The 22,858-nt window shown below is 73.3% G+C and carries 14 protein-coding genes and 2 pseudogenes; 10 read left to right on the forward strand and 6 right to left on the reverse strand.

The window, feature by feature from the left end:
- Nucleotides 1–77: 77 nt before the first annotated feature.
- A pseudogene (locus tag ACIP67_RS23960) lies at nucleotides 78–1,004 on the reverse strand (LysR substrate-binding domain-containing protein); the annotation flags it as partial.
- 96 nt (nucleotides 1,005–1,100) lie between these two features.
- Here ACIP67_RS23960 and mdlC point away from each other — a divergent pair.
- From mdlC to ACIP67_RS23980, 4 genes are all read left to right on the forward strand, one after another.
- On the forward strand, nucleotides 1,101–2,681 hold the full coding sequence (gene mdlC / locus ACIP67_RS23965) for a benzoylformate decarboxylase (RefSeq protein ID WP_401694417.1): 1,581 nt from the start codon (nucleotides 1,101–1,103) through the stop codon (nucleotides 2,679–2,681).
- A 45-nt stretch (nucleotides 2,682–2,726) separates the two neighbouring features.
- Nucleotides 2,727–4,181 carry a benzaldehyde dehydrogenase gene (locus ACIP67_RS23970; RefSeq protein ID WP_401694418.1) on the forward strand — a complete coding sequence of 485 codons (1,455 nt, stop codon included), beginning with the start codon at nucleotides 2,727–2,729 and terminating at the stop codon, nucleotides 4,179–4,181.
- A gap of 253 nt (nucleotides 4,182–4,434) precedes the next feature.
- Nucleotides 4,435–5,691, forward strand: coding sequence for an MFS transporter (locus ACIP67_RS23975; RefSeq protein WP_401694419.1), 1,257 nt, complete (start codon nucleotides 4,435–4,437; stop codon nucleotides 5,689–5,691).
- 292 nt (nucleotides 5,692–5,983) lie between these two features.
- Nucleotides 5,984–7,060 carry a tyrosine-protein phosphatase gene (locus ACIP67_RS23980; protein WP_401694421.1) on the forward strand — a complete coding sequence of 359 codons (1,077 nt, stop codon included), beginning with the start codon at nucleotides 5,984–5,986 and terminating at the stop codon, nucleotides 7,058–7,060.
- A gap of 70 nt (nucleotides 7,061–7,130) precedes the next feature.
- On the opposite strand, the gene ACIP67_RS23985 is transcribed toward ACIP67_RS23980, so the two are convergent.
- Both ACIP67_RS23985 and ACIP67_RS23990 read right to left on the reverse strand, forming a co-directional pair.
- On the reverse strand, nucleotides 7,131–8,693 hold the full coding sequence (locus ACIP67_RS23985) for a polysaccharide lyase family 1 protein (protein WP_401694422.1): 1,563 nt from the start codon (nucleotides 8,691–8,693) through the stop codon (nucleotides 7,131–7,133).
- An 805-nt stretch (nucleotides 8,694–9,498) separates the two neighbouring features.
- On the reverse strand, nucleotides 9,499–10,383 hold the full coding sequence (locus tag ACIP67_RS23990; protein WP_401694423.1) for an APC family permease: 885 nt from the start codon (nucleotides 10,381–10,383) through the stop codon (nucleotides 9,499–9,501).
- Here ACIP67_RS23990 and ACIP67_RS23995 point away from each other — a divergent pair.
- Entirely contained in the window at nucleotides 10,352–10,750 is a 399-nt protein-coding gene (locus tag ACIP67_RS23995) for an Lrp/AsnC family transcriptional regulator (protein WP_401694770.1), read from the forward strand. The genes ACIP67_RS23990 and ACIP67_RS23995 overlap by 32 nt on opposite strands.
- A 249-nt stretch (nucleotides 10,751–10,999) precedes the next feature.
- Complete coding sequence (locus ACIP67_RS24000; RefSeq protein WP_401694776.1) at nucleotides 11,000–11,350, forward strand: hypothetical protein; 351 nt, start codon at nucleotides 11,000–11,002, stop codon at nucleotides 11,348–11,350.
- A gap of 23 nt (nucleotides 11,351–11,373) precedes the next feature.
- Here ACIP67_RS24000 and ACIP67_RS24005 read toward each other — a convergent pair.
- A pseudogene (locus ACIP67_RS24005) lies at nucleotides 11,374–11,751 on the reverse strand (hypothetical protein); the annotation flags it as partial.
- A gap of 32 nt (nucleotides 11,752–11,783) precedes the next feature.
- Here ACIP67_RS24005 and ACIP67_RS24010 point away from each other — a divergent pair.
- From ACIP67_RS24010 to ACIP67_RS24025, 4 genes are all read left to right on the forward strand, one after another.
- On the forward strand, nucleotides 11,784–12,251 hold the full coding sequence (locus ACIP67_RS24010; protein ID WP_401694425.1) for a DUF4334 domain-containing protein: 468 nt from the start codon (nucleotides 11,784–11,786) through the stop codon (nucleotides 12,249–12,251).
- Nucleotides 12,252–12,291: 40 nt separating this feature from the next.
- Nucleotides 12,292–13,386 (forward strand): zinc-binding dehydrogenase, encoded by a 1,095-nt coding sequence (locus tag ACIP67_RS24015; RefSeq protein WP_401694426.1) that lies wholly within the window; start codon nucleotides 12,292–12,294, stop codon nucleotides 13,384–13,386.
- A gap of 421 nt (nucleotides 13,387–13,807) precedes the next feature.
- On the forward strand, nucleotides 13,808–14,284 hold the full coding sequence (locus tag ACIP67_RS24020) for a DUF485 domain-containing protein (protein ID WP_401694427.1): 477 nt from the start codon (nucleotides 13,808–13,810) through the stop codon (nucleotides 14,282–14,284).
- Nucleotides 14,281–15,915, forward strand: a complete 1,635-nt coding sequence (locus tag ACIP67_RS24025) for a cation acetate symporter (protein WP_401694429.1) — start codon at nucleotides 14,281–14,283, stop codon at nucleotides 15,913–15,915. The genes ACIP67_RS24020 and ACIP67_RS24025 overlap by 4 nt, the downstream gene beginning before the upstream one ends.
- Before the next feature lie 143 nt (nucleotides 15,916–16,058).
- Here ACIP67_RS24025 and ACIP67_RS24030 read toward each other — a convergent pair whose 3' ends face one another.
- Nucleotides 16,059–19,319: a family 78 glycoside hydrolase catalytic domain gene (locus ACIP67_RS24030; protein WP_401694431.1), complete on the reverse strand. Its 3,261-nt coding sequence runs from the start codon at nucleotides 19,317–19,319 to the stop codon at nucleotides 16,059–16,061.
- A 32-nt stretch (nucleotides 19,320–19,351) separates the two neighbouring features.
- Nucleotides 19,352–22,798, reverse strand: coding sequence for a glycosyl hydrolase (locus tag ACIP67_RS24035; RefSeq protein WP_401694433.1), 3,447 nt, complete (start codon nucleotides 22,796–22,798; stop codon nucleotides 19,352–19,354).
- Nucleotides 22,799–22,858: the final 60 nt, after the last annotated feature.

Raw genomic sequence — 22,858 nt, forward strand, 5'->3', positions numbered from 1 at the left:
TCGAGGTCGGTCGCCCCGGTCCCCCCGCCGGCAGCCGTCGGCTCGGGTCCGGGCAGGTGGACCGCGCCGTCGGGGGCGGCGGCGGGCGGCAGTTGGGACGGGCTCACGAGTTCGCCCAGCACCTCGGCCATGAAGCGGACCAGCCACCGCTGCGAGGAACTGCGCGAGGACTCGTGCCGGGCGTAGAGCGCCACCTCGATCGGCTCGGTCTCGAAGGGCAGCCGGACCAGGCGGACGTGGTGGGAGGTGCTGAAGACCTCCGCCACGTACTCCGGGACGATGGCGATCAGGTCGGTCTGCTCCAGCACGTAGGGCAGCGTCGAGAAGCGGGTGGCGTCGACGACGACCCGGTCCAGCAGCCCGTGCGAGGCGAGGACCGCGCGGGGCAGGACGTGTCCGCTCGGGCCGTAGACGGTCGCGTGCCGCTCCGCCGCGAGCTGTTCCGCCGTGACCGAGCGGCCCCGGATCCGGGGGTGGTCGGCGGCGACCATGGCGACGTAACGCTCCTGGAAGAGCGGGATGCGCACCGTCCGGTGCGAGGTCAGCACCGGGGTGGCCACGAAGGCGTCCAGTTCGCCACGCCGCAGCTGGCTCTCGGCCTCGTCGACGTCGAACGGGCGGATCGCGAACGACACCCGGGGCGCGCGCTCGCGGGCCTCGGCCAGCAGGCGCGGCAGCAGGGTCGTCTCGCCGAGGTCCGACAGGGCGAGCGTGAACCGCCCCGACATCGTCATGGGGTCGAAGTCGTCGGACTGGCGGATCGTCGCGTCGATGTCGGCCAGGGCGCGTTGCAGTGGCTCGTAGAGCCGGCGGGCCCCCGCGGTCGGGGTCAGTCCGCGCCCGGTGCGCCGGAACAGCTCGTCGCCGAAGTGCCGGCGCAGCTTGGCCAGGCTGTAGCTGACGGTGGGCTGGGTGACGTGGAGGGTGTCCGCGGTGGCCGTGACGCTGCCCGTCTCGTACAGCAGGACGAAGACGCGGGCCAGGTTGAGGTCGAAGCTCCTCATATCGACCGAGTCTATATCGAGCATCCACAACATCTATTGGCGCCCCTCTCGGGTGCTGCCTAGCGTGTCCCGGGTCACCCGGAAAGGAAGGTCCCGTTGCCCTCCGTACGTCATGTCTCCCACGCGTTCCTGCGGCGCCAGGGCCTCACCACCGTGTTCGGCAACCCCGGCTCCAACGAGCTGCCCTTCCTCGCCGAGCTCCCCGACTCCTTCCGGTACGTCCTCGGTCTGCACGAGGGCGCCGTGGTCGGCATGGCGGACGGTTACGCCCAGGCCACCGGCCGCCCGGTGCTGGTCAACCTGCACGCCGCCTCCGGCTCCGGGAACGCGATGGGCACGCTGACGAACGCCGTGGTCTCCCGGACGCCGCTGGTGATCGTGGCCGGTCAGCAGGTGCGGTCGGCGATCGGCCCGGAGTCCCACCTGTCCATCGTCGACGCCCCCGCGCTGATGAAGCCGCTCGTCGGCTGGGCCGGGGAGCCGGCGTGCGCCCAGGACGTTCCGCGGGCGCTCGCACAGGCCGTCTTCGAGGCACGCCTCCAGCGGCGGCCCACGTTCCTGTCCGTGCCGTACGACGACTGGGCAGCCGACGCCGGCGACAACAGCCTGGCCGTGCTGGACCGGCAGGTGCAGCGGTGCTCCGCGCCCGGCGGGGACCAGGCCGACGCGCTCGTCGAGCAGGTCCGCGCCGCCCGCCGGCCCGCGCTCGTCCTGGGCGGCGACATCGACTCGGCCGGGCTGTTCGACGACGCGGTGAGGCTGGCCGAGCGGCTGGAATGCCCGGTGTGGGCGGCGCCCTCGCTGTTCCGCCTGCCCTTCCCCAACCGGCATCCGCAGTTCCGGGGGGTGCTGCCGGCGGGGATCGCGCCGGTGGCGAAGGCGTTCGAGGGGCACGACCTCGTGCTCGTGCTCGGGGCGCCGGTGTTCCGCTACCACGAGTACCTGCCCGGCCGGTACCTGCCCGAGGATACCCGGCTGCTCCAGGTGACCGACGACGCCTCCGCCGTGGCGCGGGCGCCGATGGGCGAGGCGCTGGTCGCCGACCCCGCCGCCGTCATCGGGCTGCTGGTGGAGGCCCTGGACGCGCCCGCCGCGCCGACGGCGGCGTACCGGCCGGTGCCCGAGCCGCCCGGTGCCCGGGGTCCGCTGCTCCACCCCGAGCAGGTCTTCGCCGCGCTGCGCGACGAGCTGCCCGAGGACACCTCCTACGTCGTCGAGTCCACCTCCACGAACGCCGCGTGGTGGCGGCAGATGGACCTGCGCCGGCCCGGCTCCTACTACTTCCCGGCGGCCGGCGGGCTCGGCTTCGGCCTGCCCGGCGCGGTCGGCGTCGCCCTGGCCCGGCCCGACCGGCCGGTCGTGGGCGTCATCGGGGACGGCTCGGCCAACTACGGCATCACCGCCCTGTGGACGGCCGCGCAGCACCGGGTGCCCGTGACGATCGTGCTGCTGCGCAACGGGACGTACGGCGCGCTGCGCTGGTTCGGCGATCTGCTCGGCGTACCGAACGCGCCCGGCATGGACATCCCGGGGATGGACTTCACCCGTATCGCGGAGGGCTACGGAGTCAGCGCCCGGCACGCCGGTGACGTCGAGGAACTGCGCGCCGTACTCGCCGAGCGGCCGGACGGTCCACGGCTGGTGCAGGTCGACACCGCTCTCACCACCCCCTCCTGACCGGCCTTCCGACCGACCTCCCCGACACGAGGAAAGGCACAGCTCATGACACTCCTGGACAGCGCCGTCTGGGGCACGAGGTTCTTCAGCGACGGCTGGCAGGACGCCGTCCACGCGCAGCCGGTGGTCGAGCCCGCGACCGGAAACCAGCTCGCCACCGTGGGCCTGGCCACGGCCGAGGACGCGGGCCGCGCCGCCGCCCGCGCCGCCGAGGCCCAGCGGGACTGGGCGGCGACGTCCCCGCAGCGGCGGGCCGCCGTGCTGCGCCGCGCGGGCGAGCTGTTCACCCGGTACGCCGCCGAGGTCGGGGAATGGCTGGTGCGGGAAGCCGGCTCGGTGCGGTCCAAGGCGGACTTCGAGGTGGGGCTCGCGGTGGGTGAGTGCTTCGAGTGCGCCGCGCTGCCCACGCACCCGCAGGGCGAGGTGCTGACCTCGGAGGAGGCCCGCTGGTCGTTCGCCCGACGCCGGCCGGCCGGCGTCGTCAGCGTGATCGCGCCGTTCAACTTCCCCCTCATCCTCGGTCTGCGCTCGGTGGCGCCGGCGCTCGCGCTCGGCAACGCCGTGCTGCTGAAGCCCGACCCGCGCACCGCGGTGAGCGGCGGCGTCGTCATCGCGCGGATCTTCGAGGAGGCCGGCCTGCCGCCGGGCGTCCTGCACCTGCTGCCCGGCGACGCCTCGGTCGGCCGGGCCGTCGTCGAGGCGCCCGAGGTCCGGGTCGTGTCGTTCACCGGCTCCACCCCCGTCGGGCGGGCCATCGGCGAGCAGGCCGGGCGGCTGCTGAAGCGGGCCCACCTGGAGCTGGGCGGCAACAACGCCCTGGTGGTGCTGCCCGGCGCGGACGTCGGCAAGGCGGCCTCCGCGGGCGCGTTCGGCTCCTACATGCACCAGGGGCAGATCTGCATGACCACCGGCCGCCACATCGTGCACGAGTCGCTGTTGGAGGAGTACACCGCGGCGCTCGCCGCGAAGGCCGCGGCGCTGCCGGTGGGCGACCCCGCCCGTGAGGACGTGGCGCTCGGCCCGATCATCGACCGGCGCCAGCTGGAGCGGGTGCACGGCATCGTCACCGACAGCGTCGCGGCGGGCGCGACCCTCGTCGCGGGCGGCGAGATCGTCGGCAACGGGTACCGGGCCACCGTCCTGAGCGGGCTGACCACCGACATGCCCGCGTGGCGTGAGGAGATCTTCGGGCCCGTGGCACCCGTCATCGGCTTCTCGACGGTGGAGGAGGCATCGCGTATCGTCGACGACTGCGAGTACGGACTGTCCGTGGGCATCCTCGGTGACGTCGGTACGGCGATGAGGCTGGCCGACCTGATCGACTCCGGCAAGATCCACATCAACGAGCAGACCGTGGGCGACGAGCCCAACGCGCCGTTCGGTGGTGTCAAGGCCTCCGGGACCGGGTCCCGGTTCGGCGGCGCCGCCGCCAACGTCGAGGCCTTCACCGAGACCCAGTGGGTGACCGTCCGCCCGGACATCGCCGACTACCCCTTCTGAACCCGATCGGCTTCCGTGCGGGCCGTGGCGTCCACGGCCCGCACGGCACGGCTCCCCCGTGAGCCGTCACCCCCCGCGGCCCGCCGGCGCTCGCTCCCCCGCGAGCCGTCACCACGGCGGTCCGCCGCAGCTCGCTCCCCGGCGAGCCGTCTCCACGACGGATCGCGGGTTCCGCCGCCCTTCCGGCCGCCGGACCCGCGCTTCCGTCAGCCGCACACCGTCCTCCGTAGCCGCCCTTGGGGGGAATGCCGTCATGGCCTCCACCACCACGTCCGCCACATCCGCACAGACCGGCAGAGCCGGCCGCAACGCCTGGACGGTGGTCCTGTGCTGGATCACCGTCCTGCTCGAGGGCTACGACCTCGTCGTCCTCGGCGCCATCATCCCGACGCTGCTCAAGACCCACCACCTCGGCATGACCGCCGCCGACGCCACGACCATCGCGACGCTGTCGCTCGTGGGCGTCGCCGTCGGTGCCGTCCTGGTGGGCCCGCTCGCCGACCGGCTGGGCCGGCGTGTGCTGCTCATCGGCTCGGTGGTCGTGTTCTCGCTGTTCACGATCCTGGTACCGCTGGCCGACTCCGTCGCGATGTTCGCGTTGCTCCGCCTCGTCGCCGGCCTGGGCCTGGGAGCCTGCATGCCGGTGTCGCTGACGATGATGGCCGAGCACATGCCGGCCGCCCGTCGGGCCCGGGCCAGCACGCTCACCATGACCGGCTACCACACCGGTGCGGTCATCACCTCGCTGCTGGCCCTCCAGGTGACCGACAACTGGCAGGTCCTCTTCTACATCCTGGGCGTGGTGGGCTTCCTCGTCGCCGCCGTCCAGTGGTTCCGCCTGCCGGAGTCGGAGGCGTTCGTGCAGGCCAAGCAGGTGAGCGGCGAGCGGCGTGTGCCGGTCACCGAGCTGCTGAAGCCCGCCTACCTCCGTGCGGGCATCGGCGTCTGGCTGGCCTCCTTCATGGGTCTGCTGCTGGTCTACGGCCTCAACACCTGGCTGCCCAAGCTGATGAACGACGCCGGCTATCCCGTGCCCACGGCCGTCACCCAGCTCCTCGTGCTCAACCTCGGCGGTGTCGTCGGTCTGGTCCTCGGCGGGTTCGTCGCCGACCGGCGCGGCATCAAGGGCACCGCCCTGGTCTGGTTCGGGGCGGCGGTGCTGATGCTGGCGTGCCTGAGCGTCAAGATGGACAGCGATCTGCTGCTCAACACGGTCGTCTTCTTCACCGGCGTGTTCGTCTTCTCGGCCCAGGTCCTCGTCTACGCCTACGTCACGCACTACTACCCGGCCGCCATCCGCGGCACCGCCCTCGGCTCGGCGTCCGGCATCGGCCGCATCGGCTCGATCATCGGCCCGTCGATCACCGGCGCCCTGGTCGCCGCCGGCATCGGTCACCCGTGGGGCTTCTACTTCTTCGCCGCGGTCGCGGTCCTCGGTCTGCTGGCGGTACTGACGCTGCCGCGCCCGGCGGAGGACGCCGAGGCCGACGCCTCGACGACCGGCGGCTGAGTCGGCCCGTACCCGGCCCGTACCTCTCGTCGGCGGCCCGGACCCCTCCCCCGGGGTCCGGGCCGCCGTGCACGTGCGCACCCGCAGCGGATCACGGAGGTGCCCCCGCCGGGCGGTGGTCGGGGCTCGCGGAACGTCGCCCACCTGCGGTGACCCGCCGGGCGGCACGGGGCCGACCGGGTCGGTGCACACGGGCACCCTGGGGGCGCCGGCCGGAGCATGGCATCGGGACGACGACGGCACTTCGGGGACTGTTCACCTCCGGCTTCCTTTCGGGGCGAACGATCCGGCCATGACTCACATGACACACGTCAGGACGGCCGCGCGCGCCCTGACGGCGGCCGCCGTGCTCGCGGGCGTCGCCGCCCCCGCCGCCGTCGCGGCCCCGGCGTCCCACCGGAGCGCCTCCGAGCGCATCCCCTTCACGGCTGCCGAGGTCACCGCCCAGGACGACGGCTCGTACCGCATCACCTGGGAGGCGCCGGGCGTGCGGCGCGTCGCCGTCCGCGCGGGCGGGCGTACCGTCGCCTCCGGCGGCTCGACGGGTTCGGTCACGGTCCGGGGCCTGCCCGCCGCCGACCGGCAGTGGTTCGACCTGGTGCCCGACCGGGGCGGCAGGCTGCGCCTGGCCGACCGGCTGATCGAACTCGACGGCGCCGTCAACTTCCGGGACGCCGGCGGCTACCGCACCGCCGACGGCCACTGGGTGAAGATGGGCGTCGTCTACCGTTCGGACGCGCTGAACAACCTCACCGACGCCGACCTCGCCAAGCTGAGGCGGCTCGGCCTGTCCGTCGACTACGACCTGCGCATGACGTCCGAGCGGACCGCCGCGCCGGACCGGCTGCCCACCGGTGTGCGCTACGTGGTGGCCGACGTCAGCGGCGACTCGGCGGGCGGCGGTTACACGCTGCCCACCACCGCCGAGGGGGCCGCCCAGATGATGATCGCCGGCGAGAAGGCGATGGTGAGCAGCGAGACGGCGAAGGCCGCCTACTCCACGGTCTTCGGCGGCATCACCGACGACGCCGACGGCTCGCTGTACCACTGCACCGCGGGCAAGGACCGCACCGGCTGGGCCAGTGCCACCCTCCTCACCGCCCTCGGGGTGCCGCGCGAGACGGTCATGCGGGACTACCTGGCCTCCAACGTCTACCGTGCCGAGGCCAACGCCGCCGCCCTCGCGGCCCTGCCGGCCGACCGGGCCGCCGTCTACAAGCCGCTGCTCGACGTCCGCGCCGAGTACCTGAACTCCGGGTTCGACGAGGTCGAGGACGCGTACGGCTCGTTCACCGCGTACGAGAAGAGCGCCCTCGGCCTGGACGCCAAGGACATCAGGAAGCTGAAGTCCCAGTTGCTGGTGGGCTGACGGCCGACGGGAACCGTCACTCGAACGGGCCGCGGTTCGAGTGACGGTCACCGTCGGGCCGTCGGGACCCCTACTGGTCGTAGGTCTCGAACTCGGCGACCTTCGGCGTGGCGGTCGAGCCGGTGATGTCGAAGGTGACCTTGCTGAGCGAGGTGCGCGGGAACGAGATGGTTCCCGCGCCGCTGCCGGAGGTCAGGACGGCGCCGGTGTCGGCGTTGAGGACCCGCCAGGACCCGATGGCGCCCTCGGAACCGGACGCCTCCCGGATGACGACGGTGGAGACGGCGGTGGCCGAGCCCCACTTGATGGAGATGGAACCGGTCGAGCCGGTCGGCGACCAGTAGGTGCTCAGGTCACCGTCGCGCACATTGCCGTAACTGGTGCCACTGGCCTTGCTGGAGCCGTCGGAGCCGGCGCCCAGGCTGAGGTTGGTGCCGCTGGGCTGGGTCGCGCTCGACGTGGGCGTGGGCGTGGGCGTCGCGGAGGTGGCCGTGGCGGTCGGGGTCGCGGTGGCCGTCGGCGTCTGCACCGTGCAGTTGCCGTCCGACACCTGGAGCCCGGTGCCCGCTCCCGCCGTCCGGCTGACGACGTCCGGTACGCAGGCGGCGGCGTCGAGCGTGTACGCGTAGGGGATGCTGACGGTGGTGTTGGACTGCGGGTCGGGCCCGGCCGGGTTGTTCTCCTCGCCTGCCTCGGACCAGGTCACGTTGTCGAAGACGTTGCCGCTGACCTGCCAGTAGCCGGCCTCGTCGGTGTAGAAGGTGCCCAGGACGTCCTTGGAGTCCTCGAAGTAGTTGTTGTCCACCTTGGCGCGGGCGCCGGCACGGGAGTTGATGCCGGACTCGTTGAGGCTCACGTAGTGGTTGTTGTAGATGTGGGCGATCCCGCCGCGCAGCAGCGGCGTACGGGAGTCGATGTTCTCGTAGAGGTTGTGGTGGAACGTGACGTAGCCGTTGGTGAGGTCGCTCTCGCTGGACCCGATGAGGCCGCCCCGGCCGGAGTTGCGCAGGATGCTGTACGACAGCGTCACGTACTGGGTGTTGTCCTTCATGTCGAAGAGGCCGTCGTAGCCTTCGGACTCACCGCCCGACGCCTCCAGGGTCGTGTGGTCGACCCAGACGTTGCGGACGTCGCTCTCCATGCCGATGGCGTCCCCGCCGTTGGACGTGGGCGAGCCGGACTTCTTGACGTTCTTGACCGTCACGTTCTGGATGATGATGTTGCTGGCCTCGCGGATGTGGATGCCGAGCTGGTCGAAGACGGCTCCGCTGCCGACGCCGACGAGGGTGACGTTGCTGATCTGCTTGAGCTCGATCACCCCGTCGGCGGTGTTGCAGCTGTCACCCGACACCTTGGCCGTGTTGCCGTGGTTGATGGTGCCCTCGACCTCGATGGTGATCGGGGTGGTGCTGTCGGCCCGTCCGCACAGAGCCGCGTGGATCTCGGTGCCCGTGGTGGCCCGTACCGTCTCGCCGCCCGCGCCACCGGTCGTTCCGCCGTTCTGGGTGGCGTAGCCGGTGGCGCTGCCGGTCGCCGCCGACGCCTCGGGCATCGACAGCGCCACTCCGACCGCGGCCGCGATGGCCATGGCGGCCGAGGCGGCGGAGAGTCTCAGTGCGACTGGTCGTCTCATCGTGCGTCTCCTGATCCGTCTTCGAACATGGGGAGGTGCTGCTGTACGCCGACCTCGCGTCGGCTGTCCGGGGCGGCTGCCGGATCGGCAGGGGACCTCGTGTCCCGGGCGGCCCGGCGGGGCCGGCGGATGATCCGGTCGCCGGGCAGGCCGAAGTCGGCCCTGGTACGGATGGCTCTGTCGACGCGCCCGGGCGGCCACCGCGGCCCGGAGCGCCTCGGACCGCCGGCGCGGGGCGGACGCTCACGTCCGTGCGTCCCCCGTGCTGACGGACGGCGGCGGCCCGGCCCCGGCGCGGTGACCGCCGGGGCAGGCGGCCGGCCCGCCGTCCGTCAGAGGAAGCCGTCGCCGCCTGGAGCGCGGTGGACGGCGTGGTGCGTGTGCGTCATGGCGTGCACCCTTCGTTCCTCGGCACGTCGGCGTCGCTGGACAGCCCCGTGCCGGATCTCCGGCGGCTCGTGCACACGTCGCGGCGGCCCCCGCGACGAAACGGCGCCCCCTGGGAGCGGTCCCACACTCGCCAGAAAGCGCTTTCTCCTGTTCCGACCGCGACAATAGGGCGGAGTGCGGTCGGCTGACAAGGGTCTGTCGGAGGGGAGGATGCGGCCGGGGGCGGATTGCATGACGGTTCGTCAACATAAGCTGGGGAGAGCCGTTTTGGGTTCGACGGGACGGAGGGGCGACGGGTTCGACGGGCAGGAAGGGTGCGAAGAGTCGACACAGTTGCCGTCGCCGTCGCCGTCGCCGTCCACATCGTGATCGGCGACGGCGACGGCGACTGTGTCCACTTTCGGCTTCGGTGCGGTCAGCCGCCCTCGTGCGCGGGTGGTCTGCGGTCCTGCACGCGGGTCCGGTACAGCCACAGGAGCACGCCCACCGCCAGCACCCCGACGGCCACGGCCAGTTCGGTGACGCCGTCGTACCCGCTCACCGAGAAGCCGGTCGCGCCCACGACGAGGATCACGCCGAGCAGGGCCGCCAGTGCCCAGGCCACCGGGACGAAGAAGTCCGGCAGCCGGATCGGCCGGGCCGTGTCCGGGCGGTGCCTGCGCAGCAGTGCGAAGGCCGACAGGGCGAGGACGTGGGTGAGGATGTAGCCGAGGTTGCCCGCGACGATGATGGCCAGCGGGGTCCTGAGGACCGTCAGCGTCAGGACGTTGAGCACCAGGGCCACGACCAGCGCCCGTACCGGAACGCCCCGCCGATTCAGCACGCCGAACTGCCGGATCGTCGTCCCCTCGACGCCCATCGTGTACAGCACGCGGGAGCCGTCGGCGAGACCGGTGACCATGATGAGCAGCAGGGAGCCGATCAGGAAGACCACCATGAGGTCGGCGCCGCCGCCGATCAGGTCCTGGAAGGCCCCGACGTAGAACGTCGTCGGATCGTCGGAGATCGGCTGTTCGCCCACGTATCCCGCGAGCGCCAGGGGCATGAGCACGAACACGCCGAGGCCGAACAGCGCGCCCGCGCGCAGGGCCCGGGAGGTGTCCCTGACGGTGTCGGTGTACTCGGGGGCGAAGGTGGCGCAGACCTCCACGCAGAAGCATGTCCACGCCATGATGTAGAGCCACACCAGCGCTTGGTGGAGACCCGCCGCGCCATGCAGGTTCCAGTGCAGCCGGGAGGCGTCCCCGTCGCCGCTGACCTTCCGGGAGATCGCCCGGTCGCTCGACGTTTCCGAGGGCACCGTGCGCAGCCGCTTCCGCCGACTGGAGGAGGGCGGCGTCCTGAAGATCACCGCGTTCGCCGATCCCGGCCGCTTCGGCACCGCACGGCTGGCGCTGCTGTTCCTCAAGGTCGCACCCGAGCACCACGCGTCCGTCGTCGACCACCTCACCGCGTGCGGCGAGGTCAGTTACGTCTCCAGCACCCTCGGCCGGGCCGATGTCTTCGCCCAGGTCCTCGTCGCCGACGACAGCGCGCTGTGGCGGTTCCTCCAGGAACGCGTACGCCCGCTGGACGGCGTCCTGGAGACCGAGTGCACCCTCGAAGTCGCCGTGCACAAGCTCTGGTTCGACAAGGACGGCTCCGGCCGACCCGGCGGCGCGCGGTAGGGGCGGCGGCACGCGGCAGGGGCGGCCGGTGACCGACAGCGGCGGCACGCGGCAGGGGCGGCCGACGCCCGACAGGAGTGGCGGCACGCGGCAGGCGTGGCCGACGCCCGGCAGGCGTGACCGGCGCGGCCCGGACGGCTGCCGGTGCGCGTCCACGGGGCGGGCCGGGGCCGCCCGCGCCGGAGCACGGAGTCGGTACGTCCGGGTCACGGACGGGTATTCCGTCGCATTCGGCGAGCCTGACGGGGCATGAACCGCTCCGTGATCGCCTGTGCCTGCGCCGACATACCCGGCGCCGCCCGTTCCACCGTGATGTTCGGCCTCATGATGCCGATCGTGCTCGCGCTGCTCTTCGCGGCCGTTCTGACCGTCGTCTGCGCGGTCGCCTGGACCGCGGACCGTCTGCTGCGCCGCCCGCCCGCCGGGGTGGAGCGGCACGACACCGACGCCCCGCCGCCCGGTGCCCCGGCCGGCCCGCCCTCGGACACGGAGCCCGAAGCGCGGAGCGGGCTGGACGAGTTCACCTGGACCGAGGAACACCCGGCTGGGCGGCCCCCGCGGAGGCGGCCCGGGCCCGCGCACCCGGGCCCGCGGCACTGAGTCACAGCCTCGGTGGACTCGCGTACCACCAGGCGGGGGCGGACCAGCAGGGAGCGGCCCGCGCCCGAGGTGGACTCGATGCGGGAGCGCAGTTGCCGGAAGGTCTCCGCGGCCATCCCCGGCAAGGGCTGCTGGACCGTGGTCAACGGTGACTCGAACAACTCGGCGAGCAGGATGTCCGCCGCGGAAGCTGACGGCACTGCGGCAGGTCCTCGGCGGCTGACCGGCATCCCCTCCGCCGTCCTCCGCCGTCCTCCGCCGTTCTCCACCTTCCTCCGCCGTCCTCCGCCGTCCGTCGTCCTTCGTCGGCCTTCGTCGGCCTTCGCGGTGAACGGCTGTTCTTCCCTCCTGCCCCTGGCCCTCCATGAAACAGTGATACATAATGCCAATGTTTGTTTCATACAGTGGTCTCCCACGGAGGGAAGGACAGCCGATGGACATCGACGAGGCGCGCGCCCGGTTCGCGGTCCTGCGCGGCAAGGACTCCGCCGTCCCGGCCGGGGAACTCGACGCCGTGTGGGCCGCGTTGCCCACCGTTCGCGTCGAGGACATCCTCGGCGAGTGGCGCGGCAGCGGCTTCGACACCGGGCACCCGCTGTACCGGCGTCTGCGGGCCTCCGGCTGGTACGGCAAGTCGTTCCTCTCGGCCGACGACGCCAAGCCGCTGATCATGAGCGGGGAGGACGGGCGGCTGTACTCCGACACCGAGCTGGGCAAGGGTGAGGCCAGTCTGTGGATGGTCGAGTTCCGGGGCGAGTCGACGGCGACCATGGTCTACGACGGTCAGCCGGTCTTCGACCACTTCAAGGCGGTCGACGACCGCACCCTCATGGGGGTCATGAACGGCAAGGGCTTCGGCGCGGACGGTCCCTTCTTCTACTTCATCCTCGACCGCGTCTGAGCGGGCCGGCCGGTCCCGCCGACGGAGACGGAGCCTGAGCGTGAAAGCCGCAGTGGTGGACGCGGAGGGCGGCGGGTTCGCCCTCCAGGACATCGACATCGCCGAGCCCGCGGACCACGAGGTCCTGGTGGAGGTGAGGGCGTCCGGCCTCTGCCACACCGACCTCACCCTCGCCACCCACGCCCTGACCCGCTACCCCCCGCCGGTGGTGCTGGGACACGAGGTCGCCGGTGTGGTCACCGCCCTCGGACCGCGCGCCACCGCCTTCGCCGTCGGCGACCACGTGGTGGGCTGCCTCGTCCAGTGGTGCGGCGGCTGCCCCGCGTGCCGGGTCGGCAGGACGTACCAGTGCGGCCGCCCCGGGACCACCCTGCGCGATCCGCATCGGCAGGCCCCCCGGCTCAGCCGCGCGGGGCAGCCGGTCACCCAGGGAATGGGGCTGGGTGGCTTCGCCGAGCGGGTCCTCGTCCACGAGAACCAGCTCACCGCCGTCCCGCGGCGGATGCCGTTCGCCCCGGCCGCCCTGCTGGGGTGCGGGGTGCTGACCGGCGTGGGGTCCGTGCTCAACGGCGCGCGGGTGCGGGCCGGGGAGACCGTCGCCGTGATCGGCGTGGGCGGCGTCGGGCTGAACGCGGTGAGCGGGGCGGTGATCGCCGGCGCCTCGCGCATCGTCGCGGTCGACGTGCAGCCCGGCAGGCTGCGGCGGGCGCGCGCCTTCGGCGCCACGGACGTCGTCGACTCCACGGCCACGGACGCCGTCGCGGCCGTGCGCGAACTGACCGGGGGCGGGGTGCGGCACGCCTTCGACGTCGTCGGCGTGGCGGCCACGACGGACCAGGCGCTGCGCATGACCGCCCTGGGGGGCGCCGTGCACGTGGTGGGCCTGGCGGGCGGCAAAGAGGAACTGAGGCTGTCCCTGCCGCGGCTGCTGCTGGAGCAGAAGCGGCTCCAAGGCCTGATCATGGGGTCGGCCGACCCCCGGCGCGACATCCCCCGCTACGCCGACCTGTACCTGCGGGGCCGGCTGAACCTCGACGACCTCGTCTCCCGGCGGATCGCGCTCGGCGAGATCGACGCCGGGTACGCCGCCCTCCGGGACCCCGCGGTGGCACGCGTCGTCGTCACGTCCTTCTGATCCCCCGAGAACCCGACCGGACCGGCGCGCGACACCCTCCGCGCACCGGACCCCTCCGGTACGGCGCGGCGCCCCGGAATCTTGGCCGACGCCCATCCCGGCCGGCCCCGGTCCGCCGGCCCCTGGACGCCACGCGTTTTCCGCCTCCCTCCGCCACGGCGGAGCCGGGACGGACGCAGCCCGCCCGCCCGGCCCACCGCAGGTCAGCGGCCCCCACCCGACCGGCCGTGACATCTGACATCCCACCGGAAACAGGAGTAACACCTCAGCATCCGTCGCGTATCAGCCGTCCACCGGCCACTTCCGGAAAAACCCTCCACGTCGCACGCGTGGCCGAATACCGTGCGAGGACCCGAGCCGCTCCCCCACGCCGTCACGCGCCCGTTCACGCGGGGCCGCCGCCGCTCCAGGAGATCCGTACATGTCCTACGGGAACGCCGAGCCGCACCCCCGACCACCCGCCCTCCCTCATCCGGCCCTCCCTCATCCCGCCCTCCCCCAGCTCCCGGCCCTCCCCCAGCTCCCGGCCCTCGACGGCGGCTCCCCCGACGGGCGGCGGGACGGCGGGACCCCGCCCCGCTCCCGCGCCGGCGACCACGGCGCCCTGCGCCGGCTGCGGCGGACGTACCGGCGCCAGCGCCGCGTGACCACCGTCCTGGCCCTCGGCTACTTCACGGCGTTCCTGGTCCTGTCCGCGAACGAACCCGCCCTCATGGCCCGGCCGTTGCCCGGCGGCCTGCCGCTCGGCGTGGTCCTCGCCCTCTCCCACGTCCCCGTCACCTGGCTCGCCGTGCTGCTCTACGAACTCACCGCGCGACGCTGGGTCGACCCCCTGGCCCTGCGCATCGAACGGCACGCCTCGTGGGGCTCCGCACCGGGCCGGGGGCCGGGCCGGTGACCGTCTTCGACGGGACGGCGCAGACCTGGTCGCTGGTGGCCTTCTGCTCCGCCGTCAGCTTCACCCTCCTGCTGTGCGTGCTGACCGGACCCGACAGCGACGACCTCGCCGAGTTCTACACCGGCTACCGCTACCTCTCCCCGCTGCGCAACGGACTGGCCATCGCCGGGGACTACATCTCCGCGGCGACCGTGCTGACCATCGGCGGCGTCATCGCGCTGTGCGGCTACGACGGTGTCGTCCTCGCCGTCAGCACCCTGCTGTCCCTGCTGGTGCTGATGTTCCTGCTCGCCGAACCGCTGCGCAACACCGGCCGGTTCACGATGGGGGACGCGCTCGCCCGCCGCACGTCCGGCCGGTCGGTGCGGATCGTGGCCTGCCTGGTGACCATCGCCTCGCTGGTGCCGATGATGCTCGTCCAACTGGCCAGCACCGGCCAGCTCCTGGCGTACATCCTGGGATTCTCCAGCACCTCCATGAAGACCGGCTGCGTGGTCGGCGTGGGCACCCTGATGATCGTGTACGCGGCGGTGGGCGGCATGCGCGGGACCGCGCTGCTGCACATCCTCAAGATGGTCACGCTGCTGGGGAGCGGGGTCGTCGTCGCCGTGCTCGTGCTGCACGCCTTCGACTTCCGTCCCGCGGCCCTGTTCCACAGCGCGGCCGAGCGCAGCGGGGCGGGCGCGGCGTACCTGCGCAGCGGCCTTCAGTTCGCGGGCGGGCCGTACCCGCGGCTGGACATGGTGACGACCCAGTTCGCCATCGTGCTGGGCGGGGCGTGCTTGCCGCACGTCACGATGCGCATGTACACCGCGTCCGACGCACGGCAGGTCCGGCGCTCGATGTCCTGGGCGGTGTCGTCCGTCGCCCTGTTCGTGCTGGTGATCACCGTGATCGGGGTGGGGGCGACGGCCCTGGTGGGACGGGCGGGTATCGCGGCCGGCGATCCGCGCGGCAACACGGCCTACCTGCTGGGCTCGCGGGCCGCGTTCGGCGAGCACGTCTCGCGTCCGGAGACGCTGCTGTTCACCTCGGTCACCACGGCGATCTTCCTGACGCTGCTCGCGTCGGTCGCCAGCATGACGCTCGCCTGCGCGAACTCCCTGGCGCACGACGTCGTGGCGTCCCGCCGCTCGGGGCTGACCCCGGTGCGCGAGACGGCCGTGGCCCGCGTCTCGGCGGTGGTGGTGGGCGCGCCGGTGATCGCGCTCGCCGCGCTCGTCCAGCACCGCAGCCTCCAGCCCCTCGCCACGGTGTCGTTCTGCCTGGCGGCGTCCGCGATCGCGCCGGCGCTCGTCTACAGCCTGTTCTGGCGCCGCTTCACCCGGACCGGCCTGCTGTGCACGCTCGTCGGAGGCTCGCTCGCCGTGCTGGTGCTGATGCCGGGCACCCGTCTCGTCTCCGGTTCGCCCACCGCCGCGTTCCCCGAATCCGACTTCAACTGGTTCCCGTTCACCACGACGGGCCTGGTCTCCATCCCCCTCGGCTTCGTCCTCGGCTGGCTGGGCACGGTCCTGCCCGGTAGGCGGGCGCAGAAGGAGGCGCGGCGCGGCTACGAGTCGCTGGAACGTCTCATCCTGGCCGGACCGGAGGGCGGGATCGCTCCCGGGCGCACCGAGCCGGGACGCTGACCGGCTCCCGGTCGTCGGTCCGTCTCCTCGTCCCCCGGCAGCCGTTCCACGGCGGCCGTTCCACGGCGGCCCGGCCGCGCCCCCGTGGGACGGGAGGCGCGGCCGGGCGCGAGGAAGGGACGGTTGCCGGGCCGTCGGCCGGGTCAGGCCGTGCCGGCGGCGGGCGGCGTGGAGCGGAAGGTCCAGTGGCCCGAACCGACCGCGTACACCGCCTCGGTGGCCGTGGACCCGATCAGGCGCGCGCCCCGGGGGGCGGTGGCCCGGCCGTCGGAGGCCGGGACGTGGATCTCCGCCGTGCTGCCCGCGGGGACGTCCACCGTGAGCCGGAACCGGTCGGCGGTGCGCGCCCAGTCGGTGCGGGCGACGCCGTAGGGGGTCCGGTACGAGCCCGATGCCGAGGTCAGGTCGCCCTCGACGGCGGGGTCGACGAGCAGCTCGGCGTAGCCCACGGAGTCGGAGGTCTGCGCGATACCGGCGATGCGGCCGGTGAACCAGGAGTCGATGGCGCCGAGCATGAAGTGGTTCTGCGACTGGCCGGGGCCGCCGTCCCAGGACTCGCCGAGCGTGGTGTTGCCGGCGAGCACCTGGTAGCCGTAGCTGGGGCTGGCGGTCTGGGTGGCGATCCGGTACACGATGTCGTCGCGGCCGGCGCCGGACAGGACGCGGAAGGCGGCGGGCAGGGAGATCTCGCCGAGCTGGAGGTGGTATCCGGCGCTCTTGACGGATCCGGTGAAGTGGGCCAGCAGCCGGTCCCGCTCCCCCGCCGGGTAGGCGCCGATGTCCAGGGCGAGGGCCTCCGCGCCGTGGCCGCCGCCGGCGAAGGTGCCGGTGGCCGGGTCGTAGTACTTCGCGGCGAGGGCCTGGGCGGAGGTGTCGGCCTCGGCCCGGTAGTCCGCGGCGGCCGTGTCGTCGCCGAGGACGCCGGCGATCCGGGAGAGGGCGTCGACGACGCGCCAGTAGCCGTAGGTGCCGGCCACCGCGCGCGGGAAGGTGCGGTCGGGGGTGAACCAGTCGCCGAGGCCGTAGTCGAGGATGCCGCCGGAGACCTGGGTCCTGAGGAAGGCCGCGTACTGCCGCATGCGCGGGTAGTAGGTGCGCAGGGTGTCCCGGTCGCCGTAGGTGGTGTAGAGCTGCCAGGGCACCAGGACGAAGGCGCCGCCCCAGTTGGAGTCGTTGCGGTAGGCGCCGGGCAGGCTGGTGTACTCCGGGACGGTGCTCGGGATCAGGCCTTCGGCGGTCTGGGCGTCGGCCATGTCACGGACGATCTTGCGCAGGTGGGCCTGCATGTCGTAGTTGGCGGCGAGCGCCGGGAAGACCAGCTGGTCCTGCTCCAGCCAGCCCAGCTTCTCCCGGCTCGGGCAGTCGGTGAGGACGCTCATCATGTTGCCCTCGACGGCCCGGCGGATGATGCCGTGGATGCCGTTGATCAGCGGGTCGGAGCTGGTGAAGGTGCCGGCCGAGGCGTTGTCGGTGCGCAGCACCTTGCCGCGCACGGTGACCGTGGCGCCCTCGGGCACGCCCTTCAGCTCCAGGTAGCGGAAGCCGTGGTAGCTGAACGTCGGGTGCCAGGTGGCGGTGCGGGTGTCGCGGGTGGTGTAGCTGTCCCACAGGGGCGCGCCGACGTTGCTGATGGACTGGAAGGCGTGGCCGTCCTTGAGGCTCTCCGCCGGGTAGACGCGGATCTCCGTCCCGGCGGGCGCGCTGACGGTGATCTCCGGCCAGCCGGCGATGTTGCGGCCCAGGTCGAAGACGCGGCTGCCGTCGGCGCCGTCGACCTCCGTGCCGGTGAGGGTCTCCACGACCCGGATCGGCTCGGTCTCGCGGGCGCTGAGCGCGGCGGGCGCGGCGGCGGTGCCGGGGGCGTTCACGGTGACCGCCCGGTCCCAGGCGCGGCGGTCGCCCTTCGGCTCGTCCCAGTGCGGGATCTCGCGGCGGGCGTCGTGGTCCTCGCCGCCGTACCAGTTGCTGGAGGTGGTGGGGCCGAGCGCGGTGCGCCAGTCGTCGCCGCTGGTCACGGTGCGGACGCTGCCGTCGGCGAGGGTGACCTCGAGCCGGGCGATCAGCTTGGGGTCGCTGATGTTGCCGTACAGCTTGCGGTAGCGGTCGGCGGTGCTGACGACGTTGGACATGCCGTTGCCGAGGGCGACGCCGAGGGTGTTGGCGCCGGTGCGCAGACGGTCGGTGACGTCGTAGGTGGCGTACTGGACGCGTTCGCGGTAGTCGGTGTTGGCGGGCTCCAGCACGGCGTCGCCGACCGGTTCGCCGTTGAGGGTGGCGTCGTAGACGCCGAGGCCGGCGATGTACAGGCGGGCGCTGCGTACGGCGCGCGGCAGCTGGAAGTCGTCGGCGAGCAGGGGCAGTCCGGCGGGCAGGTACGGCTTCGGCGGCTGCTGTCCGGTGACGTCGGCGAGGGTGGTGAACGGTCCGGCCGGGGCGTCGGCCGCCGACAGGGCGTAGTCGACGGGGAAGTCGGGGACCTTCCCGTCGTCGGTGAGGACGTCGGCGCGCGGGTAGAGCGCGACCTGGTCGAAGGTCTTGACCGACTTGAGGTCGAGGGTGAGCGTGACGGGGGCGGCCGAGGTGTCGGCGGAGGTGTGGGGGGCGCTGGAGTAGCCGGCGGCGGTCTGGAGGGCGCTGTTGGGCAGGCCGTCCACGGCGAGGGCGGGCTCGTAGGTCTTGCGGATCGTGGTGGTCTCGGAGGCGGTGACCGCGGCGCCCTTGGCGAGCCCCGAGGTGTCGGTCCCGGAGTCGCGTACGTCGATCTCGCCGAGCTGGAGGCGCCAGGTGCGGGCGTCGACGCTCTCCTTCAGCGGCAGGCCGAGGCGGGTGACGTCGAGGCGGAGGTAGCGGGCCGTGGTGCGGGGCAGCTCGACGACGACCGGCTCGAGCTCGCGTTCGCTCAGCCGCCAGTCGGGGTGGGTGATCCACTGCGCGTCCCAGTCGGACGCCCGGGTCAGGCCGGTCTCGAAGACGGCCGTGTCGCTCCAGCCGGAGTCCTCGCGGGAGCCGGACCAGAGCATGACGCGCCAGTAGACGCGGTCCCGGGAGCCGAGCGCGCGGCCCGCGTAGGTGGTCTCCGGTACGGCGGAGGCGACCTTGCCGGAGTCCCACAGGTCGGGCTTGCCGGCGCGCAGGCGTTCGGGGGAGGTGGCGGCCTGGACGCGGTAGGCGCTCTGGAGGGTGTTCGCGGCGCGGGCCGCCGTCTCCCAGCTGAGCACGGGGGTGGTGTCGTCGATGCCGAGCGCCTCGTCGAGGTGCTGGGTGCGCAGGTGGACGGGGCTGACGGTGGTGGTCGCGGCGGAGGCCTGCACGGTGCCGGACACGGTGGTGACGAAGGCGGTCAGCGCGGCGGGCAGCAGCAGGGCGAGGCGCCGGCGTCCGGCGCGTGGTCTGGATCTGGGCATGGCGGTCCTTCGGGAGAGGGGTGTGCGGCTCGTCAGACGCGGTCCAGGTCGACGGTCACGCGGCGCTTGAAGCGCAGGGTGACCGGGCCGAGCAGGCCGGAGGGCAGGGGCTTGTTGCGTTCGTTGGAGAGGGTGTTGGAGACGCGTACGGCGAGGCGGTTGCGTCCGGGGATCAGCAGGCCGGTGACGTCGGTGACGAACGGTGCCCACAGCAGCGGGTCGCCTTCCGTGCCGTTGACGGTCACCTCGGCCACGTCCCGTACGTCGCCGAGGTCGAGCAGCACGCGCCGGCCGTCGAGGACGGCACGGTCCAGGTCGATCTCGGTGGTGTAGGTGCCGGTGCCGGAGAACAGCGGGGCGCGCGCGGTCCAGCTGCCGAGCGGGCCGGTGACCGGGGTGTCCCCGTCGCGGTCCAGGGTGAGGGTCCAGTCGCCGGTGACGGGGAGCGCGGTGAGCGGGTCGTCGACCCGGACCGTGCCGCGGTGGGTGCGGCCGGAGTCGGTGCCGGTGAGCGCGTGGCTGCCGGGCTCGGACACCTCGACCGTCGCGCGCAGGGAACCGCCGTGCCGCTCGACGGAGAGGACGTCGACCGGGGCGTCGGTGAGGTGGGGCACGGCGGCCGCGGAACGGCGGACGACGACGATCCGGGTCTCGTACGGCTCGAAGGCGACCGGTACGTGCAGGCCACGCCTGGTCTCGCGGAAGACGGGTGCCGGACGGGTCTCGCCGGTCGCCGGGTCCCACAGCTCGGGGACGCCCCCGGCGGGCAGGACCACCGTGGTCGACACGGCCGTGGCGCTCTCGTTGTTGAACAGGAAGGCGGTGTCCTCGCCGCGGGTGACGCGCAGCGCGCGGATCGTCTCGCGCGCCGGTTCCAGGACGGCGGCAGCGGCCCCGGCGGCGTGGGCGGCGGCGCCCAGGGCCACGGTGTCGGCGACGCGCACCGCGTGTCCCCGCCCGAGGGCGCGGCTGCCGGGGACGGCGTCGCCGAACAGGTCGGACAGGGCGCGTGTCAGGGAGCGGTCGTTGCCGTCGGCGTCGTCGGCGGGCAGGGTGCCCACGGCGACGACGGTCCCGCCGGCCCGGACGAAGGTGCTCAGGGCGCGGACGGCGGCCGCGTCCAGGGTCGGGGTGACCGGCAGCACGACGAGGTCGTAGCGCGCGGCGCCCACCGCGAGGCGTCCGGCGCGCACCCGGGCGTGGGCCAGCAGCTCCGGGTCGTCGGTGAGGGCGCCCTCGTGGAGGAGGTCGAAGTCGACCTGGGCGCGTTCCAGCGCGTAGGCGGCGTCGGCGAGCGCGCCGTCGACCGCGCCCTGCCGGTCGGTGCCGGTCCACTGCTCGGCGGCGCGCTGCGGCTGGAGGAGCGCGGTGCGGGCGGCGGAGGTGCCGCGCGCGGCCTCCATGACCCGGCCGATCCACTCGGCGAGCGGCCGCATGGACCACCACCACGGGGCCCGGGGGCCGAACGGCGGCGGGAAGTAGACGACGGCCTCGTCGGTCCACAGGGCGTGCAGGACGGTCAGGTTGACCCCGCGGGCGGCCTGCGCCCCGACGGTCGCGTGCACGAAGCCGGGCGTGACCTGCCAGCCCATGTTGCCGAACATCTCCATCAGGGCCCGTTCGCGGCCCATCTGGTGGGCGACCGAGACCGGGTTGCGCGGGAGCATGGTCTGCTCCCCCGCCACGTACTCGGCGGTGATGATGTCGCCGCCGGGGACCTGCGCGTGCTGGTTGACCTTGTGCAGGTCGCCGGTGGTGGGGACGCGCTTGGCGGGGGACGTCTCGTCGTAGAGCGGGTTGGTGATCAGCGCGACGCCCCGCTCCTCGCACCAGCGGGCCTGGGTGCGGAAGTAGGCGGCGAACCGGTTGGACACGGCCTGCCAGTAGCGGCCGCGGGTGATCCGGCCGGTGCGGCCGAGGTCGTCGAAGGCACTGGCGTAGGCCACGCCGGGCGCGACGTCCACCGCGCGCAGCGCCGCGTCGAGCGTGGGCGACCAGGGCAGCCGCTTGAAGTGGGCCTCGGCGGAGGCGAAGAACGGCTCGTCGTCCCAGAAGCCGGGGACGACGGTGCCGAAGAAGCGGCGGAAGCGGCGGTGGTACTCGCCGGGGACGATGTCGAGGAAGAGCCGTACGGGCTCGTCGTCGAGCAGGTCCACGTAACTGCGGCTGTAGCCCTGGGTGTCGTCGATCAGCGGTGTCCCGCCGAACAGGTCGATCTGCCAGCGGCCCGCCGGGACCTGCCAGACGCCGTCCGCCGTCAGCCGCGCCGTCAGGTCGACGACGTCGGAGGCGTCCGTGGAACCGGCCGGGCGGGCCGCGGCGGCGACGGCCTCGGCGCCGAGGGACTCCCGTTCGGGGAAGTCGCCCGCGGCGGCCGAGTCGTCGAACGCCGTCGTGTACAGCGTGGTCCCGTCGGCCGCCGTGACGGTGAGGGCGTCCCACAGGCCGCGCTCGTCGCCGACCGCGCGCACCCCGACCCCGCCGGCGGTGTGGCGGTCGTCGACGGCGGTGCCCTTGTCACGGCCGTCGAGCGTGACGGAGAGGGAGCCGCCGCGGAGGGTGACGGCGAGGGTGTGGTACTTCGTCTTGTTGAAGCCGTCGCTGCGGGTGCTGCGCAGCAGCTGGACGGGGTCGGCGTCGCGGGCGAGGCGCTGCACGGTGACCACGCCGGTCTGGTCGAAGGAGACCGCGTAGCCGTCGAGCGCGTCGGCGGAGGCGCGGACCACGAGCCCGGCGGCGGTGTGGTCGGCCTTGCCGCTCGCGGTGACGGTGAGGTCGGTCCAGTCCTCGCCGCCGCGCAGGACGGTGGCGCCGCCGAGGACCGCGGCGTCGGCGACCAGGTGTCCGGCCTCCACGCCCACACCGGTGCTGCGGCGCAGCTCGGCCCGGGCGGGGCCCTCGACCACGGTGGTGGAGCGCCACAGCGCCTTGAGCCGGAGGTCGGGACGGGGGGCGTAGGTGCGGGAGCCGACCGTGCCGCCCTTGACGATGTACTCGCCGGCCCGGCCGCTCGGGAAGTGGTCGTCGTTGAACAGCCAGACCCGCATGCCGGTGCGCTCCGCGGTGCGCAGCACGTGCTCGACGACGGTGAACCAGTCCTCGGTGAAGAAGACGGGCCGCATCGCGTCGTTGTCGAAGGAGAAGAGGATCACCTCGTACATGCCCTTGTCGCGCAGGTCGGCCAGCTGCCGGTCGACGAGTTCGGGCGTGACGGGGCCGTTCCAGTACCAGTAGACGGTGGGGCGGCTGTCCTTCGGCGGGTCGGTGAAGCGCCGCGCGGTGAAGGTGGCGGGGCCGGCCTGCGGTGCGGGGTCCGGGGTGGCGGCGGAGGCGGGCGGTACCGCGAACCCGAGGCCGGGCAGTCCGGCGGCGACGGCGGTGCCGACGCCGGCCGCGGCGACGAATCCGCGTCTGGACAGAAGGGTGGCGGGGGCGGTGTCCGCGCCGGGGCCGGGGGTGTCGGGGGTGGTGTCGGACATGCGGGAGCTCCTGCGGGAGGGGGACGGCGTGCGGGCACAGCCGGGAGGGGACGGGCGGGG

Origin of the sequence: Streptomyces sp. NPDC088812 (genome assembly GCF_044750285.1) — a bacterium.
In the GTDB taxonomy this organism is placed as follows: domain Bacteria; phylum Actinomycetota; class Actinomycetes; order Streptomycetales; family Streptomycetaceae; genus Streptomyces.

Excerpts from the sequence above, each read along its gene's own strand:
- ACIP67_RS23980 (WP_401694421.1), top strand. The coding sequence starts at position 5,984 with ATGACTCACATGACACACGTCAGGACGGCCGCGCGCGCCCTGACGGCG.
- ACIP67_RS24030 (WP_401694431.1), bottom strand. The coding sequence starts at position 19,319 with ATGCCCAGATCCAGACCACGCGCCGGACGCCGGCGCCTCGCCCTGCTG.
- ACIP67_RS24035 (WP_401694433.1), bottom strand. The coding sequence starts at position 22,798 with ATGTCCGACACCACCCCCGACACCCCCGGCCCCGGCGCGGACACCGCC.
- ACIP67_RS23985 (WP_401694422.1), bottom strand. The coding sequence starts at position 8,693 with ATGAGACGACCAGTCGCACTGAGACTCTCCGCCGCCTCGGCCGCCATG.
- ACIP67_RS23975 (WP_401694419.1), top strand. The coding sequence starts at position 4,435 with ATGGCCTCCACCACCACGTCCGCCACATCCGCACAGACCGGCAGAGCC.
- ACIP67_RS24020 (WP_401694427.1), top strand. The coding sequence starts at position 13,808 with ATGTCCTACGGGAACGCCGAGCCGCACCCCCGACCACCCGCCCTCCCT.
- ACIP67_RS24000 (WP_401694776.1), top strand. The coding sequence starts at position 11,000 with ATGAACCGCTCCGTGATCGCCTGTGCCTGCGCCGACATACCCGGCGCC.
- ACIP67_RS23970 (WP_401694418.1), top strand. The coding sequence starts at position 2,727 with ATGACACTCCTGGACAGCGCCGTCTGGGGCACGAGGTTCTTCAGCGAC.
- ACIP67_RS24010 (WP_401694425.1), top strand. The coding sequence starts at position 11,784 with ATGGACATCGACGAGGCGCGCGCCCGGTTCGCGGTCCTGCGCGGCAAG.